Origin of the sequence: Aeromicrobium sp. YIM 150415 (genome assembly GCF_016918125.1) — a bacterium.
In the GTDB taxonomy this organism is placed as follows: domain Bacteria; phylum Actinomycetota; class Actinomycetes; order Propionibacteriales; family Nocardioidaceae; genus Aeromicrobium; species Aeromicrobium piscarium.
This window is the reverse complement of the sequence record NZ_JAERWM010000025.1, coordinates 110,797-125,612: the sequence shown is the minus strand read 5'-3', so window position 1 is coordinate 125,612 and position 14,816 is coordinate 110,797. Positions and strand designations below refer to the sequence as shown.

General features: G+C 67.7%; 17 protein-coding genes, 4 tRNA genes and 2 riboswitches. Of the genes, 10 read left to right on the top strand and 11 right to left on the bottom strand.

Translation table 11 applies throughout. The annotated features are described in order from the left end of the window. Positions 1-2: 2 nt before the first annotated feature. From JL108_RS16255 to JL108_RS16240, 4 genes are all read right to left on the bottom strand, one after another. Complete coding sequence (locus JL108_RS16255) at positions 3-950, bottom strand: Dyp-type peroxidase (protein ID WP_205199200.1); 948 nt, start codon at positions 948-950, stop codon at positions 3-5. Positions 951-1,061: 111 nt separating this feature from the next. After that, positions 1,062-1,133, bottom strand: a tRNA-Val gene (locus tag JL108_RS16250). A gap of 21 nt (positions 1,134-1,154) precedes the next feature. Continuing rightward, a tRNA-Cys gene (locus JL108_RS16245) sits at positions 1,155-1,225 on the bottom strand. 29 nt (positions 1,226-1,254) lie between these two features. Continuing rightward, positions 1,255-1,326: transfer RNA gene (locus tag JL108_RS16240), tRNA-Gly, on the bottom strand. Between the two features lie 79 nt (positions 1,327-1,405). Between JL108_RS16240 and JL108_RS16235 the strand changes: the two genes are divergently transcribed. From JL108_RS16235 to JL108_RS16220, 4 genes are all read left to right on the top strand, one after another. Further along, positions 1,406-2,239: an aminotransferase class IV gene (locus JL108_RS16235; protein WP_205199199.1), complete on the top strand. Its 834-nt coding sequence runs from the start codon at positions 1,406-1,408 to the stop codon at positions 2,237-2,239. A gap of 40 nt (positions 2,240-2,279) precedes the next feature. Continuing rightward, positions 2,280-2,615: a hypothetical protein gene (locus JL108_RS16230; RefSeq protein ID WP_205199198.1), complete on the top strand. Its 336-nt coding sequence runs from the start codon at positions 2,280-2,282 to the stop codon at positions 2,613-2,615. 66 nt (positions 2,616-2,681) lie between these two features. Further along, positions 2,682-2,756: transfer RNA gene (locus JL108_RS16225), tRNA-Val, on the top strand. A gap of 121 nt (positions 2,757-2,877) precedes the next feature. After that, complete coding sequence (locus tag JL108_RS16220; protein ID WP_205199197.1) at positions 2,878-3,333, top strand: hypothetical protein; 456 nt, start codon at positions 2,878-2,880, stop codon at positions 3,331-3,333. Positions 3,334-3,344: 11 nt separating this feature from the next. Here the strand turns inward: JL108_RS16220 and JL108_RS16215 are convergent, their stop codons facing one another. After that, a complete protein-coding gene (locus tag JL108_RS16215) occupies positions 3,345-3,908 on the bottom strand; it encodes a DinB family protein (protein WP_205199196.1) in 564 nt (187 codons plus the stop codon). Positions 3,909-3,987: 79 nt separating this feature from the next. On the opposite strand from JL108_RS16215, the gene JL108_RS16210 reads away from it, so the two are divergent. Both JL108_RS16210 and JL108_RS16205 read left to right on the top strand, forming a co-directional pair. Then, positions 3,988-4,446 (top strand): hypothetical protein, encoded by a 459-nt coding sequence (locus tag JL108_RS16210; protein ID WP_205199195.1) that lies wholly within the window; start codon positions 3,988-3,990, stop codon positions 4,444-4,446. Next, positions 4,436-4,645, top strand: coding sequence for a hypothetical protein (locus tag JL108_RS16205; protein WP_205199194.1), 210 nt, complete (start codon positions 4,436-4,438; stop codon positions 4,643-4,645). The genes JL108_RS16210 and JL108_RS16205 overlap by 11 nt, the downstream gene beginning before the upstream one ends. On the opposite strand, the gene JL108_RS16200 is transcribed toward JL108_RS16205, so the two are convergent. Then, positions 4,646-5,107, bottom strand: coding sequence for an NUDIX domain-containing protein (locus JL108_RS16200; RefSeq protein ID WP_205199193.1), 462 nt, complete (start codon positions 5,105-5,107; stop codon positions 4,646-4,648). A gap of 80 nt (positions 5,108-5,187) precedes the next feature. Here JL108_RS16200 and JL108_RS16195 point away from each other — a divergent pair, with 80 nt between their 5' ends. Continuing rightward, the gene (locus JL108_RS16195; protein ID WP_205199192.1) at positions 5,188-5,709 is read left to right on the top strand and encodes a helix-turn-helix transcriptional regulator; all 522 of its coding nucleotides are present in this window, start codon (positions 5,188-5,190) and stop codon (positions 5,707-5,709) included. Then, complete coding sequence (locus JL108_RS16190; RefSeq protein ID WP_205199191.1) at positions 5,706-6,086, top strand: hypothetical protein; 381 nt, start codon at positions 5,706-5,708, stop codon at positions 6,084-6,086. Before JL108_RS16195 ends, JL108_RS16190 begins: the two co-directional genes overlap by 4 nt. A 4-nt stretch (positions 6,087-6,090) precedes the next feature. Here the strand turns inward: JL108_RS16190 and JL108_RS16185 are convergent, their stop codons facing one another. The 5 genes from JL108_RS16185 to JL108_RS16165 form a co-directional block, all read right to left on the bottom strand. Beyond that, the gene (locus tag JL108_RS16185; protein WP_240191334.1) at positions 6,091-6,591 is read right to left on the bottom strand and encodes a hypothetical protein; all 501 of its coding nucleotides are present in this window, start codon (positions 6,589-6,591) and stop codon (positions 6,091-6,093) included. Further along, positions 6,584-7,657 carry a MerR family transcriptional regulator gene (locus JL108_RS16180; RefSeq protein WP_205199190.1) on the bottom strand — a complete coding sequence of 358 codons (1,074 nt, stop codon included), beginning with the start codon at positions 7,655-7,657 and terminating at the stop codon, positions 6,584-6,586. Before JL108_RS16180 ends, JL108_RS16185 begins: the two co-directional genes overlap by 8 nt. Before the next feature lie 33 nt (positions 7,658-7,690). Next, positions 7,691-8,158, bottom strand: coding sequence for a DUF6194 family protein (locus JL108_RS16175; RefSeq protein WP_205199189.1), 468 nt, complete (start codon positions 8,156-8,158; stop codon positions 7,691-7,693). Between the two features lie 173 nt (positions 8,159-8,331). Beyond that, positions 8,332-9,351: an iron ABC transporter permease gene (locus JL108_RS16170; protein WP_143914991.1), complete on the bottom strand. Its 1,020-nt coding sequence runs from the start codon at positions 9,349-9,351 to the stop codon at positions 8,332-8,334. Then, the gene (locus JL108_RS16165; protein WP_205199188.1) at positions 9,348-10,379 is read right to left on the bottom strand and encodes an ABC transporter substrate-binding protein; all 1,032 of its coding nucleotides are present in this window, start codon (positions 10,377-10,379) and stop codon (positions 9,348-9,350) included. The genes JL108_RS16170 and JL108_RS16165 overlap by 4 nt, the downstream gene beginning before the upstream one ends. A gap of 56 nt (positions 10,380-10,435) precedes the next feature. Further along, a riboswitch (cobalamin riboswitch) is annotated at positions 10,436-10,615 on the bottom strand. A gap of 223 nt (positions 10,616-10,838) precedes the next feature. After that, positions 10,839-11,042: riboswitch (cobalamin riboswitch) on the top strand. Between the two features lie 115 nt (positions 11,043-11,157). Here JL108_RS16165 and JL108_RS16160 point away from each other — a divergent pair. Then, positions 11,158-13,728 (top strand): ribonucleoside-diphosphate reductase subunit alpha, encoded by a 2,571-nt coding sequence (locus tag JL108_RS16160; protein WP_205199187.1) that lies wholly within the window; start codon positions 11,158-11,160, stop codon positions 13,726-13,728. A gap of 97 nt (positions 13,729-13,825) precedes the next feature. Next, entirely contained in the window at positions 13,826-14,809 is a 984-nt protein-coding gene (locus JL108_RS16155; RefSeq protein WP_205199186.1) for a ribonucleotide-diphosphate reductase subunit beta, read from the top strand. The last annotated feature ends 7 nt before the right edge of the window (positions 14,810-14,816 follow it).

Genomic DNA, 14,816 nt, shown 5'->3' with positions numbered 1-14,816 from the left:
TGTCAGGACGACGCGGATGCCGTGGAGGCGCTCTCCGGATCATCGAGGAAGTCGAGGGTGGGCACGTAGAACAGGCTTCCGGTCACAGCCGTGGAGAAGTCGAGGATGCGGTCGTGGTTGCCCGGAGGATCGCCGAGGAACATATTGCGCAGCATGTGCTCGATGACGCCCGGATCGGCTGCGTAGCCGATGAAGTAGGTGCCGAACTCGTCGCTGCCGAGGCGGCCGAAGGGCATGTTCTCGCGCACGATGTCGAGTTCATTGCCGTCGTCGTCGGTGATCGTGTTCAACGCCAGGTGGGAGTTCGACGGCTTGGCGTCATCGGGCAGCTCGATGTCGTCGAGCTTCCGGCGGCCGATCACCAGCTCCTGCTGCTCGACGGAGAGGGCGTTCCACGCCTCCATGTCATGCAGGTACTTCTGCACGATGAGATAGCTGGCGCCCTCGTGGCCGGGCTCATCGTCGATGAAGACCGTCGCGGCCCCTTCCGCGCCCTTGGGGCTCTCCGTGCCGTCGACGAATCCCAGGAGATCACGCTGGTCCAGGTAGGTGAAGCCGTGGATCTCGTCCACGACCGTGACGGCCCTGCCGAAGGGTGCCAGGAGCTGCCGGGCCAGCTCGAAGCAGAGGTCGAAGCGCTGGCCGCGTACGTGGAGGATCAGATCACCCGCTGTCGACGGGGCGTGGTGGGTCGGCCCGGCGAGCGGCGCGAAGCGGTGCAGATCGCGGGGCCGGGGGAGGTCGAACAGTCGGTCCCAGGCGTCGGCACCGATGCCGACGACGCAGGTCAGCTCGGCCTCCGGGGCACGGAACGAGACGGCCCGCATGATCCCGGTCACCCCGGTGAGGGCATCGCTGACCTGCTGCTCGCGACCGGACTCGATCGTGAGCACGATGATCACGGCGGCCGCCGGAGGTCCGACGATCACGGGCTGGGACTGTACGGGCATCGGGTCCTCCTCGGACGGGGTCGGGTCCACGGTACGACGTCCGACGCGAGGCCGAGGCCCGATCGGCCAGATGAGAAGAGGCTCCCGGATGAATCCGGGAGCCTCTCGTTGTGGGCGATACTGGGTTTGAACCAGTGACCTCTTCCGTGTCAGGGAAGCGCGCTACCGCTGCGCCAATCGCCCGTGCTATTGAGTTGTCCTGCGAGGTGGGTACGGGATTTGAACCCGTGTAAACGGATTTGCAGTCCGTTGCCTCGCCTCTCGGCCAACCCACCACTGGATGGGTCCGGCGAGACCCGCTCCGAGCGGATGACGGGATTCGAACCCGCGACCCTCACCTTGGCAAGGTGATGCTCTACCACTGAGCCACATCCGCGCTGCCTCATCAGCAGGCGTTGAGAACATTACACGAGCACTCCCAAGCCCCCAACGTGGGGTCGGCGTAGGGTCGGGGCATGAAGGCTTGGCTGAATGGACGGGTGCTTGATTCTCCCCGTGATCCTGCGGTGAATGTGCTGGACCACGGCATCGTCGTCGGTGACGGGGTGTTCGAGACGGTGGCGGTGATCGACGGTCGGCCCTTCGCGCTCACCCGTCATCTGGAGCGTCTGGCGCGCTCGGCTGAGGGGCTGGGGATCGGCCGCCCCGATCTCGGCCTCGTGCGCGAGGGCGTCGCGGCCACCTGCGAGGGCCAGGAGCTTCCCTTCGGCCGGATCCGGATCACCGTGACATCGGGGGAGGGCCCGCTGGGGTCCCCGCGTGGTGGAGGCCCGCAGACGGTGATCGTCGTCAGCGAACCGGCTGAGCGCCCCGGGCCGGTGACCGCGATCGCGACCGTCCCGTGGGTGCGCAACGAGCGGAGTGCGCTGGCCGGCTTGAAGACCACGAGCTACGCGGAGAACGCGCTCATGGTCGAGTACGCCCGAGCACGGGGCGGCTCTGAGGCGGTGATGGCCAACACCCGTGGCGAGCTGTGCGAGGGCACCGGATCGAATGTCATGTACGCGATCGACGGGCAGCTGGTGACGCCCACGCTCGACTCCGGATGTCTCGCCGGCGTGACCCGGGCGCTCGCGATCGAGTGGCTCGGTACCGAGCTCGACGTGGTCGAGCGCGATGCTCCGATCGAGGTGCTGCGCGAGGCCGACGAGGTGATCCTGCTCGGCACGACGCGCAATGTGCAGGCGATCGAGCGGGTCGACGACCGTGAGCTGCCGGCGCCCGGCCCGCTCACGCGCAGGGCGCAGGAGATCTGGGGGCGCGAGCAGGCTCAGCACGACGACCCGTGAGCTTGCACCTGACGCGACGTCAGGTCGTAGCGTCCTCGACATGAGCACACGACACGAGGTCCATCGCGAGGACGGAGAGCTGGTCGGATTCGTCCGGCCCGCCGAGGGAGGCTGGGCGATCGAGACGGTCTTCGGGCATGAGCTCGGCCGCTTCGAGCACCGCGGCGACGCCGAGACATCCTTGGCGGCCGCGGGGCTGGCCTATCTGGCGGACCGCTGGCGACTGGCCGATGAGGGCGATCTGGCCGTGCAGATCGTCGAGGCGAGTCCCGAGCGGGTCACCGTGCAGGTGGTCGACTTCGGGGTGCCGGAGCGCTACGGGCAGCGGATCAGCCTGGAGGCTCCCGTGGGAGAGCGGCTGCGGCACGAGTCGTGACGGCGCGGGTGGAGGCCGGTTGACAGTCCTTGGGGGAGGGTGCGCTAGAGTTGCCAACGCACTGATGGGCGATTGGCGCAGTGGTAGCGCGCTTCGTTCACACCGAAGAGGTCACTGGTTCGAACCCAGTATCGCCCACCATCAGCGAACGGCCCTCGACGTGAGTCGGGGGCCGTTCCTCGTCCGGTTGGGCAAGCGCGAGCGGCGACGAGGTGATACTGATACTGGAGTATCTGATGGTCAACGGACTCGGAGAAGATCCATGCGCGCACCCCGCCACGAGACAGTCACCCTCAACCAGACGCCCGATGCCGTCTTCGAAGCGGTGCTGGGGGTGGCGCAGAATGCCAAGAACGTCCGCATTCTGGCGGTCCACAATCAGGGCCGCAAGCTCGTCCTGCGGGAGAAGGCGAAGATGTCCAATGCCAAGTTCCAGCAGATCTGGGTCGAGGAGCAGGGCAGCGGTGCCCAGCTGAACATCGTGGTCGGCACCGATCCGCGTACCCAGAAGGCGCTGCTGGACGGGAAGGCCAACGAGAAGTCCCTCAAGAAGTACGTCGAGGCCGTCCAGGGCGTGCTCGGCGGCAGTGTCTCCGCTCCGGTCACGCCCGTGGAGAACCACTACCTGGCGAAGAAGACCGAGGTGCCGTGGGAGGACCCCGAGCAGGATCCGCAGATCGAGCTCGACGGCAACGTCCTCGCGATGTACGGTCTCTGATCGCACCACGCTCAGGTGCGGGCGTGGACGTACAGGTCGCGCAGCAGGCACACCTCTGACAGGTGATGGATCAGCTCACGGTTGATGTGCAGCACCAACCGGGCGAGGGGATCATCGGCGAAGGGCCCCTCGGCCTCCCCGCAAGGGCGGAACAGGCCGTCTTCACCGAGTGACTCGACGCCCGCGATCCAGGCCGCGTACTCGCGGTCCAGCTGGCCGAGGGCCTCCTCCGCGGTGGTCGCGTACTCGAAGGAGTCGTAGTCCACGGGCGGGCCGCCGAAGTGCGAGGCGTTCCGCATCGCGAGGACGCCGACGATCACATGCCCGAGGCGCCAGGCGATCGTCGTGAACGGTGCGGGATCGGGGGCCGGGAAGGCGAAGTCGATGGTCATCTCGCCGGAACCGGCCTGCACCGCGGCCGTGCCTGTGCCCCGAGGGCGGATGTTCCAGCAGTCCGGCACCGGCTCCCAGAAGTACTCGTCGTCGGTCAGCCCCTCGAGTCGTTCGCGGAGTTGATGAGTCCAGTGCCAGTCGATCTGGTCGCGGAGTAGCTCGTTCCAGGTGTCCTCGCTCATGGGTCTAGCGTCCCACCTGCACCGCCAGTCGCCATCCGACGAAGTGAGCGATGTCGTCCGTTTCATGTCAGGGTGAGTCATGTCGTCGATGCTCGCCCCTGGAAAGTCCTCCCGGGTCACGTCATGGGCCGTGCTGGTGACGGCGGTCATCTGGTTCGTCGTCTCGTTCGCGGCACTCGACGTGCTGCCTTGGTGGAATCTCGTCGCGGCGCTGTGCCTCCTCGTGTTCGCGACCTCATACGTGATGGCGGTCCAGGTGATCATGCCGATGCGTCATCCCGAGCGCGCTGAACGGCGAGATCATGAGGCGGTCGCTGCCCGGTGGCGCGATCCGCGCCGGCACGACAGGCTGGCGCGCTCCGGCACCGGCTTCGCTGTCGCCTGTGGCGTTCTCGTGGTGGTGGCGGTGATCCTGGATCCACTGAGGTGGTGGTCATGGTCCCTGTACCTCGTCATGGGTGTATCGAGTGGATTCCAGGCACGCGATCACTTCCGTCACGCCGCGCGCCTGCGCAGCGAGCAAGGGGATGGCGGGTGAGGCGCCCCGGGGTCATTCGGCGTCGCAGGTGTTCGCGGGATTCGGCTGGCTGTTGCTCGCCGGTGCGGCGGTCCTGGCGACGTTCCTCCTCCCCGACGATCGACGAGGATGGCAAGGCTGGACTCTTCCGGCGGTGATCGGGTTCACGGCGATCGCCCAGCTCGTGGTCGCTCGTCGACTGCGCCGGCAAGGGCAGTGATCAGAACTCTGCTTCGCCGTGGGGGAGCAGTGCGGCGCCGACGCGCCGTGCCATGTCGTCGCTGAGTGAGGGCAGGCTTCGCACGCCGAACCACCGGGCCTCGGTGTTCTCGCCGTCGGCCGGGTGCGGCTCGCCCGATCGCCACTCCAGTCGCCAGGTGAGGTCGACGAACTGGGTCTGGTCGCCGTTGTCGTAGACGACCGGGCGGGTGACGCCGACGCGGGCCAATCGAGTGACCTGCGCGACGATGCCCGCCTCTTCGAGGGTCTCGCGGATGGCGGCCGTGGCCGGGTGCTCGCCCGGGTCGACGATGCCGGTAACCGGGGTCCATGCGCCGTTGTCGGCGCGTTTGACCATGAGCACCTGCTCGCCTTTGACCACGACGGCCGTCACCCCGCACAGCCATAGCGGGTCCGTGCCGATCTTCGCGCGCAGGTCGAGGACGAAATCGGGGGTTGCCATAGGCCGAGCGTAGGCCGGTGCGTCGAGGCCGCCCGCTGAGACTACGGCCACTATATACCTAAGAGGTATATAGTGACCGCATGCAGTTCCTGATCCTCGGTCTCCTGCTGGACGGACCGCTCTCGCTCTACGACGTGCGCAAGCGGTTCGCCGCGGGCATCTCGCTGTTCTATGCCGCCAGTTTCGGGAGCATCCAGCGGGCCCTGGGGCAAGTGGAATCGAAGGGCTGGGTGACGCGGGTGGACGCGGACGACTCCCGTCGCCGCAAGAAGCTCTATGTCATCGAGGACTCCGGGCGGCGCGCCTGGCGTGAGTGGATGCTGTCGCCGATCACGGGATCGGATCCCGAGCCGACGATGCTGGCGAAGGTCTACCTCCTCGGAAGCCTTCCAGCGGCGGACCGCGGCGACTGCCTGCGGATGCTGCGCGAGCGGATCGCGGCCGATGCCGACCGTCTCGTCTCGCTCGCAGCGGAACTCGACGAGACCGAGATTCCCGACGACGTCCGGGAGGTGTACGGATACCGGCGTGCGACCTTGGACCACGGCATCCGCGCGCAGGCGCTCACGGCGCGATGGCTCGACGAGCTGGAGACGTCATGACGATCGCAGCCATCGGCGTCGCTCTTGTGATGCTCGCCGCGCTCGCCCTCCTTCAGCTCCTCGCCGCGGTAGGCCGGCCCGTCGGCCGCTTCCTGTGGAGCGGCGAGCATCGCGTCCTGCCGCGTCGGCTCCGTCTCGCCAGTGCCGTATCGGTCCTCGTCTACGTCGCGATCGCGGCCGTGCTTCTCAGCCGCGGACGCGCGCTTCCCGGTGGGGAGAGCGCTGCCGTGGTGATCCTCACGTGGGTGGTGGTCGTCTTCTTCGCCCTGAGCGTGCCGCTCAACGCGATCTCACGCAGCCCGGCCGAACGCTGGACGATGGCCCCGGTCAGCGCGCTGTTGGCCGCGTCCGCCGTCATCCTCGGCCTCGACGCGTGAACTGTCACCTGCCAGGAGGCTGCCGCGGGCTGGTGTCGCCGCAGCCGACCGCTTCGGCCACGCCGACGATCGCGGCGCGGATCATCCGTCCGTACGGGTCATCGTCGAGATGAGGGGCATGGTCCTCGGCGGCCGTGAGATGCCGGCGTGCGGCGTCGAAGGAGCCGAGCCGGCGGTAGTCGTCGGCGAGGTTGAGATGGAGCGACGGATAGAGGCCCGCCACGATGAGGCCGGCGTGTTCGGCCTGGAGGCGCTCGTCGGTCACCGCATCGGCGGCGTCGAGCGCACGGAGATCCCAGATAAGTGACTCGGCGGGGTCGTCGTACAGGTCGGCGAGGTGGTGAGCGAGGGCGCAGCGGTGCAACGGATCACCGAGGACGCCGATCTCGCGCCACAGCTTCAGCAGCAGGTCGCGTGCTGTGTCCACCTCGCCGCTCCGCCCGAGCGCCACGGCCTCGGTGATGGCCTCCATCGGGTTCGTCGGTGAGACGGCGGGGTCAGGCATGATCGAGTTCCTGTTCATCGAGGGCGACGGGCATGGCCACTGTGGTGAGATCCCCGTCGTCGGCCGAGCGGATCGTGACGGGTCGATCCGGGCCGCGTGCCTCGATCATCACGTCGGGACCGATGCCGGCGATGATCGCCGGATGCAGCGTCGTCAGCGCGAACGCGATCCGCAGGGGGTCTCCCGTCATCCGCCCGGGCAGGAGAACCCGGCCCTCGGGTGTCGACAGCTCGATGCCGGTGGGGCCGATGTCCAGGACGAGCCGGTCCCCGGCGTGATGTTCGAGGAGTCGCCAGAGCTCGTGCCGCGACACCGTCACGCGCGTACAAGGGGCTGGCAGGGCGTTGAGCATCAGCCGGTAGTCGGGAAAGTCCCCGTCGAGGAGCCGGCACCGGTGCGTCGGACCTCCATCGTGTCGCCATCGCACGTCGCGTGCGGTGCTCTCGACCTCCACGCGGGACGCGCGGCGCAGCTCGGACATCGCCTCGCGCAGCTGGTCCCCGTCGACGGTGCCCGACCACGGCACCCCCGCCACGTCTCCCGCGGCGAGTGAACGACTCGCGAGGCGGTAACGGTCGGTCGCGATGAGGGTCAACGCGTCCTCGGACCTCTCCACCCGGACACCCGCGAGCGCTGGAGCGGCGGGATGGTGGATCGTCGCGGTGAGCACCTGCTCGATCGCCGCGGCCAGTACCGGACCCGGGAACGACCCCAGCGGGCACGGCATGTCGCCGTTTAGTTCGGTGGCGAAGTCCGCGGCCGCGCGCCGTCTGCGCCGCAGATCGTCGTTCGCCGCCGACAGATGCTCGTCCAGGAGCCGGGAGCTCTCGGCGGCATCGGCGGCGAGGGCCTTGACGACGTCGGGGAGGGGAAGCCCCACCTCGCGGAGCCGGCGGATCGCCACCGCGCGATCCGCCTGTGCGCTGCTGTAGCGACGGTATCCCGTGGTGGCATCGACATCGGCGGGCGCCAGCAGTCCGTAGTCGTCGTAGAAGCGCAGGGCGCTCGCGGTCAGGCCGCAGCGTCGGGCGAAGGCGCTGATCGACATCAGCTCAGAAGGGGGCACCCCGTCATCGTGAGCCTTCATCCGGCGTGAAGGTCAAGTGTCACGCTCGGTGCGCCGCTCACGACGACGGCGCGCTGCCTCGTAGGCGGTGTCCAGCAGCTCGCGCGCGGCGGCGTCGGTGGCCTCGCCCGGCTCGACGACCGCCAGCCACCCGTGAGCGCCGTAGACCGGATGCGCGAAAATCCGGTCGTCCAAGTGCGGTGTCGGCTCGGGCGTGTGCTCGCGTGGGGCGGCCCCGACGAGCCGCTCGAAGGCCTCGCGCCCGGCGGCGATGTTGAGCCGGAACCGTCCGGGAGGATCGAGTCGTGACCCGGTGTCGTCGGGGTAGTCCTTGGTGACGATGGTGGCGAACGGCTGGGTCGGCGGGATGCTTCCGGTGGGGGAGTAGAAGAAGAACACGTCGCCCCAGGCGAGCTCGGGAGTGCCGTCGCCCTCCTGCGGTCGCATCGTCACGACATTCTCGTGCGCGGTGACGTGGGCGATGATGTCGTCGATCGTCATGGCCCTACGGTCTCATTCCTGTTAGCGCATGGAGCGGTGAGTTGCGCACCTCTCGAGTGTGGGAGCGGTGGGATAGGCACCTGTCCGGAGCGTCGAGAGGTGCCTATCCCACCGCCCATCCGGGGTTCGCGGCGACCGTGTGAGCTGTCCTGACTCGGCCACGGACGCTCCGTTCAGCGGGTCGCCCGGCGACGCAGCAGGATGATCGCGAAGACCGGCACCCCGATGAGCGCGGTCGCGACACCCACAGGAAGCTCCTGGGGATCCAGCATGGTCCGTGCGGCCGTGTCGACCCAGACCAAGAAGATCGCGCCGGTGACCGCCGCGATCGGCACCAGCCGACGATGGCTCGCGCCGACCAGGCCCCGTGCGATGTGCGGCAGCACCAGGCCGACGAAGCCGATCGCGCCGGACGTGCTCACGATCACGGCGGTCATCAGCGCCGTCAGCAGCAACAGCACGAGGCGGATCGCTCCGACATTGACGCCCAGCGAGGCCGCGGCCTTCTCGCCGAAGGCGAAGGCATCGAGCGAGGCCGCGCAGGCCACGCACACCACCAGCCCGATCACGACCACCAGCGTCACCACCGTGACATCGCGCCAGGATGCGCTCGACAACGATCCCAGCAGCCAGAACAGGACGCCGCGAGTCTGCTCGGCATCTGCGGCGGTGAAGACGATGAACGACGTCAAAGCCGAGAACAACTGCGTGGCCGCGACGCCGGACAGCACGACGCGATCAGTGGTGCCACCCGCCGCGGTCGCGAGGATCAGCACGAGCGCGAATGCGGCGAGCGCGCCGAGGAACGCCCCGCCGGCCAAACCGATGCTTCCCGCGCCGATGCCGAGGACGACCACCAGCACCGCACCGGTCGACGCACCGGAGGAGACGCCGAGAATGAACGGATCGGCGAGCGGATTGCGCAACAGCGACTGCAGGATCACGCCGCAGACCGCAAGGCCCGCGCCGCACGCCGCAGCGAGCAGCGTGCGGGGGAGACGCAGGTTCCAGACGATGCCGTCCTGGATCCGGCTCAACCCGGACGGTCCTCCGCTCACCTTCGACCACACGACGTCGAAGACCTCGCGGGGGCTGATGTCCGAGGGTCCGATCGTCACCGCGACCGCGATCGAGCACAGCAGCGCAGCGATACCGGCAGCGCCCAACAGCCAGGCGCGCCGCGTGAGTGTCACTGCGAGAGGCCGAGCTCGCGCAGGCCGGCGGCGACCTGCTCGACACCGTCGACGGTCCGGATGGACGGGTTCATCGCCGCTCCTGTCAGCGAGATGAAGCGGTCCTCCCTCACCGCCGTCATCTCACTCGCGACCGGATGGTTTTTCAGGAAGTCGATCTTGGCCTCGGCGGTCTCGGCCGTCTGGCTCTTGCGTGTGAGGTCGCCGATGACGATGACATCGGGATCGCGGGTGGCGACGGTCTCCCAGTTGATCTGGGGCCATTCCTCCTGGCTGTCGTCGAAGACGTTGTCCAGGCCGAGGGTCCGGCTGATGATGCCGGGGGCGCCGCAGCAGCCGGCCATATAGGGCGACTCGCTGTTGGCGAACCAGAACAGCACGCTGACCTCGTCCTCGGGGGCCTCCGAGGCGGCGGTCTCCATACGTGAACGCAGGTCGGCGACCAGTTCCTCGCCCTCGTCCTGGACGCCGAAGATCTCGGCGAGGTCGGTGACCTCCTGGTAGACCGTGTCGATCTCCAGGGTGCTGTCGCGTGAGCCGTCCTCGCTCGTCGCGTCATCCTTCCCGCACTCGGCGGGGGAGAGATAGGAGGGGACGCCGAGCTCGGCGAGCGCCTCAGGAGTGGTGACGCCGCCCTCGCCGAGGGTGCCGAGGAAGGAGGCGGTGACGATATCCGGTTCCGCCTCCAGCACGCGCTCATAGGAGGGCGCGTTGTCGGCGAGGCGTTCGACCTTGTCGTTCTCCTCTTCCAGTCCCTCGCGGACGGGATCGGTCCAGGTGGCGGTTCCGGCCATGCGATCGGCGAGTCCCAGCGAGAGCAGGATCTCCGTCGAGCCCTGGTTGAGGGACACGGCCCGCTCCGGTGGCGCCTCGACCGTCACCTCGCGACCGCAGTTCTCGAGGGTCACCGGGTAGCCGTCGGCCGTTGCGGTGGCGTCGCTGTCCTCGGTCGAGCCGGAGCACGCGGTCAGGGCGAGTGAGCCGACGAGGGCGAGGGAGAGCAGGGGACGAGCGGGGATGGCGGGCATGAGCCAGCACCTTTCGAGGTCGGGGCTCTGTCGCGGAGCCCGGGCGAGACCTCCCGGCGGTCGCCGTGAGGGCCAGCAGGTCTTCGGACTCGGGGTCGTCCGGGACGTGCGCCTTCCCGGAACCCGTCCAGTGGCCTCGTGCACGTCCCGTCGCCCTCACCGCTGCGCGTCAGTCCCGGATTCACACCGGGTTCCCTGACCCCCACGGGGGTACGACTGGCGTAGCGCAGGCTAGCAGCTCGGCCGGCTCTCGCCACCCGTCGGGCGGTGGGATACGCACCTCTCGTCTCTCGGGGCGGTGACTCACGCACGTCTCACCATCCACGACGGGTGCGTAGCGCACCGCCACGAAGCCCCAGAGGTGCGCCACTCACCGCCCCGTTGAACGGAGGAGGCGTGTTTGGCCTGCCCTGCCAAGACCACAACATCTTGGGGGTTACATGCGTGTGATTTGTGTATATAGTGGCGAACGCAGCTGGTTCGGCTCCTCCTCGGAGGGGTCGTCGTAAGAGGGAATCCGGTGAGAAACCGGGACTGCCCCGCAGCGGTGAGTGGGAACGACCGGTGTCATCAGCACTGGGCCAGACGGCCTGGGAAGCGACACCCAGTAGGAACGACCAGTGCCCACGAGTCCGAAGACCTGCCAGTGCCTCGGCATCCCGATGATGCCGGGGGTCCGCGATCGCGAGGGACGATTCAGGGCTCGAAACGGCACGGCCGTCGTCCCTACCCTCCGTGAGCGGATCGCCGCGAGCACTCGTTCACGAGGGGTGAACCGATGTCCACTGCACTGACCGTCATCAAGCGCGACGGCACCCGTGTCCCGTACGACGGCTACCAGATCGCTCTGTCGATCGAGGAGGCCGCCACCGGACTGCCCGATCCCGTCACGCGCGCCACGCAGCTGCGCTCGGAGCTGGAGATCACCCTCTTCGACGGCATCACGAGCGAACAGCTCGACGAGGCCGTCATCGGCGTGGCCCTGCAGAACGTCAAGGACGACCCCGCCTTCGACACGATCGCCGCGCGACTGCTCATCAAGAGCCTCTACAAGAAGATCTTCGGCGAGGGCGTGACACGCAACGAGGTGTACGCGCTGTGCGGCCCGGCCTTCGTCCGTTCCATCACCCGGGGCGTCGAGCTCGGGCTCCTCGACACCCGCCTCGTCGAGCTCTTCGACCTCGACCTGCTCGGCTCTGCGCTGGACCCCGATCGCGACGATCTACTGCGCTACATCGGCGCGCAGACGATGCGCAACCGGTACATGATCACCGAGCCCGACGGCACCCCGCTGGAGACGCCCCAGTTCTTCTGGATGCGCGTCGCGATGGGGCTCTCACTCAACGAGGCCGAGCCCACGCAGGCCGCCTTGGCGTTCTACGACTCGATGTCGCGCCTGGAGTACCTCGCCGCCGGGTCCACCCTGGTCAACGCCGGCACCGCGTACGCGCAGCTGTCGAACTGCTTCGTCATGCAGACCGAGGACGATATCGAGCACATCGCCAAGACCGTGCGCGATGTCATGTGGCTCACCAAGGGCACCGGCGGCATCGGGCTGTCGATGACCAAGCTGCGCTCGGAGGGATCGCCGATCCGTTCCAACAACACCCGCAGCACCGGGCCGATCCCGTTCATGCACACGATCGACTCGACGCTGCGTGCCGTCAGCCGCGGTGGCAAGAAGTTCGGTGCCCTCTGCTTCTACCTGGAGAACTGGCACCTCGACTTCGCGCAGTTCCTCGACCTGCGGCAGAACTCCGGGGACCCGTATCGGCGCACCCGCACCGCCAACACGGCGGTGTGGATCAGCGACGAGTTCATGAAGCGCGTCGCGAATGACGAGCCCTGGTACCTCTTCGACCCGCTCGAGGTGCCCGACCTCGTCGAGCTCACCGGCCGCGAGTTCAGCCGCCGATACGCCGACTACGCCGCCAAGGCCGAGGCGGGGGAGCTGCGCCATAAGAAGCTGAACGCCCGCGAGCAGTGGCGCGCGATCCTCATCAGCCTGCAGACCACCTCGCATCCCTGGATCACGTGGAAGGACACGATCAACACCCGTGCCCTCAACGACAACACCGGGACGATCCACCTGTCGAACCTGTGCACCGAGATCACGTTGCCGCAGGATCGCGACAACGTAGCGGTGTGCAATCTCGCCTCGATCAACCTCGCGCGACATGTGGTCGGGCGCCGCGGCGATGCCGTCGTCGAGTGGGACCGGCTGGCCGCGTCAGTGCGCCGGGCCGTGCGGCAGCTCGACAATCTCATCGACATCACGATCAGCTCGGTCCCCGAATCGGAGCACTCGAATGAACGCAACCGCGCTCTCGGCCTGGGCGTCATGGGCTTCACCGATGTGGTCGAGCGCTTCGGCTGGTCCTATGCGAGCGAGCAGTCCTATGACCTGATCGACCGGCTCCTGGAGTTCGTGAGCTGGCACGCCATCGACGCCTCGGCGGAGCTCGCCGCCGAGCGGGGGGCCTACCCGAACTTCGCCGGTTCGGGCTGGAGCAAGGGTCTCGTGCCGGTGGACACCCTGGATCGTCTCGAGGCCGACCGTGGGGTGCCGCTCGATGTCGACCGCAGCACCCGGCTGGACTGGGACGCGTTGCGCCGCAAGGTGGCCGGCGGGATGCGCAACTCGACGCTCATGGCGATCGCTCCGACCGCCTCGATCGGTCTGGTCGCCGGCACGACTCCCGGCCTGGATCCGCAGTTCAGCCAGATCTTCAGCCGCGCCACGAGCGCGGGCAAGTTCCTGGAGGTCAACCGCAATCTCGTGGAGGACCTGCGTGAGCGCGGGCTGTGGGACGAGCTGCGCGACGATCTGCTCCGTCACCAGGGCGATCTCTCGCAGGTCGAGGGGGCTCCGGCCGAACTGGTCGAGATCTATCAGACGAGCTTCCAGCTCACGCCGTATGCCTTCGTCGAGGTGGCGGCGCGCGCGCAGAAGTGGATCGATCAGGCGATCAGCCGCAATATCTACCTGGCGAGTCGCGAGGTGGACGGCATGGTCGATCTGTACAGCGCGGCGTGGCGCAAGGGCGTCAAGACGACCTACTACCTGCACATGATGCCGCGACACACCGCGGAACAGAGCACCGTCAAGGTCAACAAGTCCGAGGCCGTCACCCCGGCATCGGGCGGCGCCCAGCGCCGAGGCTTCGGTGCCGCCACGGCACCCGCGGCGCCGGCCAAACGCGGTTTCGGCTCGGTCGCTCCGACGTCGGCGCCGGTCGTGGAGGCCGAGCCCGTGGTGCCCGAGGAGGCGCAGGAGCTCGAGGTCGTCGACGGCGCCGCGTGCCCGATCGACCCCCAAGAGCGCCTCCAGTGCGACTCCTGCCAGTGATCATCCGGCCCGCCCCCGCGTTGAGTGTGACGTTTGGACGGTGGAACGGGCCTTCTTGGCGTCCAAACGTCACACTCAACGCGAAAGTGAGGGCACGATGACGCGAGGGATCCTGGGAACGGGGATCGAGGAAGGGCTGCTGCTGAAGCCCGTCACCTATCCGTGGGCGATGGAGCTGTACGACCAGGCAGTGGCGAACACGTGGTTCCCCAATGAGGTGCAGCTGGGGGAGGACCTCGGCGACTTCGAGCGGATGAGCGATGACGAGCGGCACGCGCTGACCCATCTGATGAGCTACTTCAACCCGAACGAGCTGCTGGTCAACAAGGCGCTGGCGTTCGGCGTCTATCCCTATGTCAACGCCGCCGAGTGCCACCTCTACCTCGCCAAGCAGATGTGGGAGGAGGCCAACCACTGCATGAGCTTCGAGTACGTGCTCGAGACCTTCCCGATCGACCGGGAAGCCGCGTACGAGTCCCACGTGACCGTGCCGTCGATGGCGGCCAAGGAGGCCTTCGAGGTCCGCTTCATCAAGCGGATGACCGAGCAGACCCTCGACATCACCACCACCGAGGGCAAGCAGGACTTCGTACGCAATCTGGTGGCGTACAACGTCATCTTGGAGGGCATCTGGTTCTACTCGGGATTCATGGTGGCGCTCAGCTTCCGGCAGCGGAACCTGCTGCGCAACTTCGGGTCCCTCATCGACTGGATCGTGCGCGACGAGAGCCTGCATCTGAAGTTCGGCATCAACCTGATCCTCACCGTGCTCGACGAGAACCCCGATGTGGCGACCCCGGAGTTCGCCGCCGAGATCCAGCAGATGGTCCTCGATGCCGTGGAGATGGAGGAGGCCTACAACCGGGATCTGCTGCCGAACGGCATCCTCGGGTTGAATGCGGACTACATCAATCAGTACGTGCGCTACTTGGCCGACCGACGGCTCGAGGAGCTGGGCTTCGAGGCGCACTACGGCGTCGGCAATCCGGCGAAGTGGATGGCGACGGCGAACGACACCCTGCAGCTCGTCAACTTCTTCGAGTCGATCAACACCTCCTATGAGGTCAACGCGAAGGCCTGACGATGAG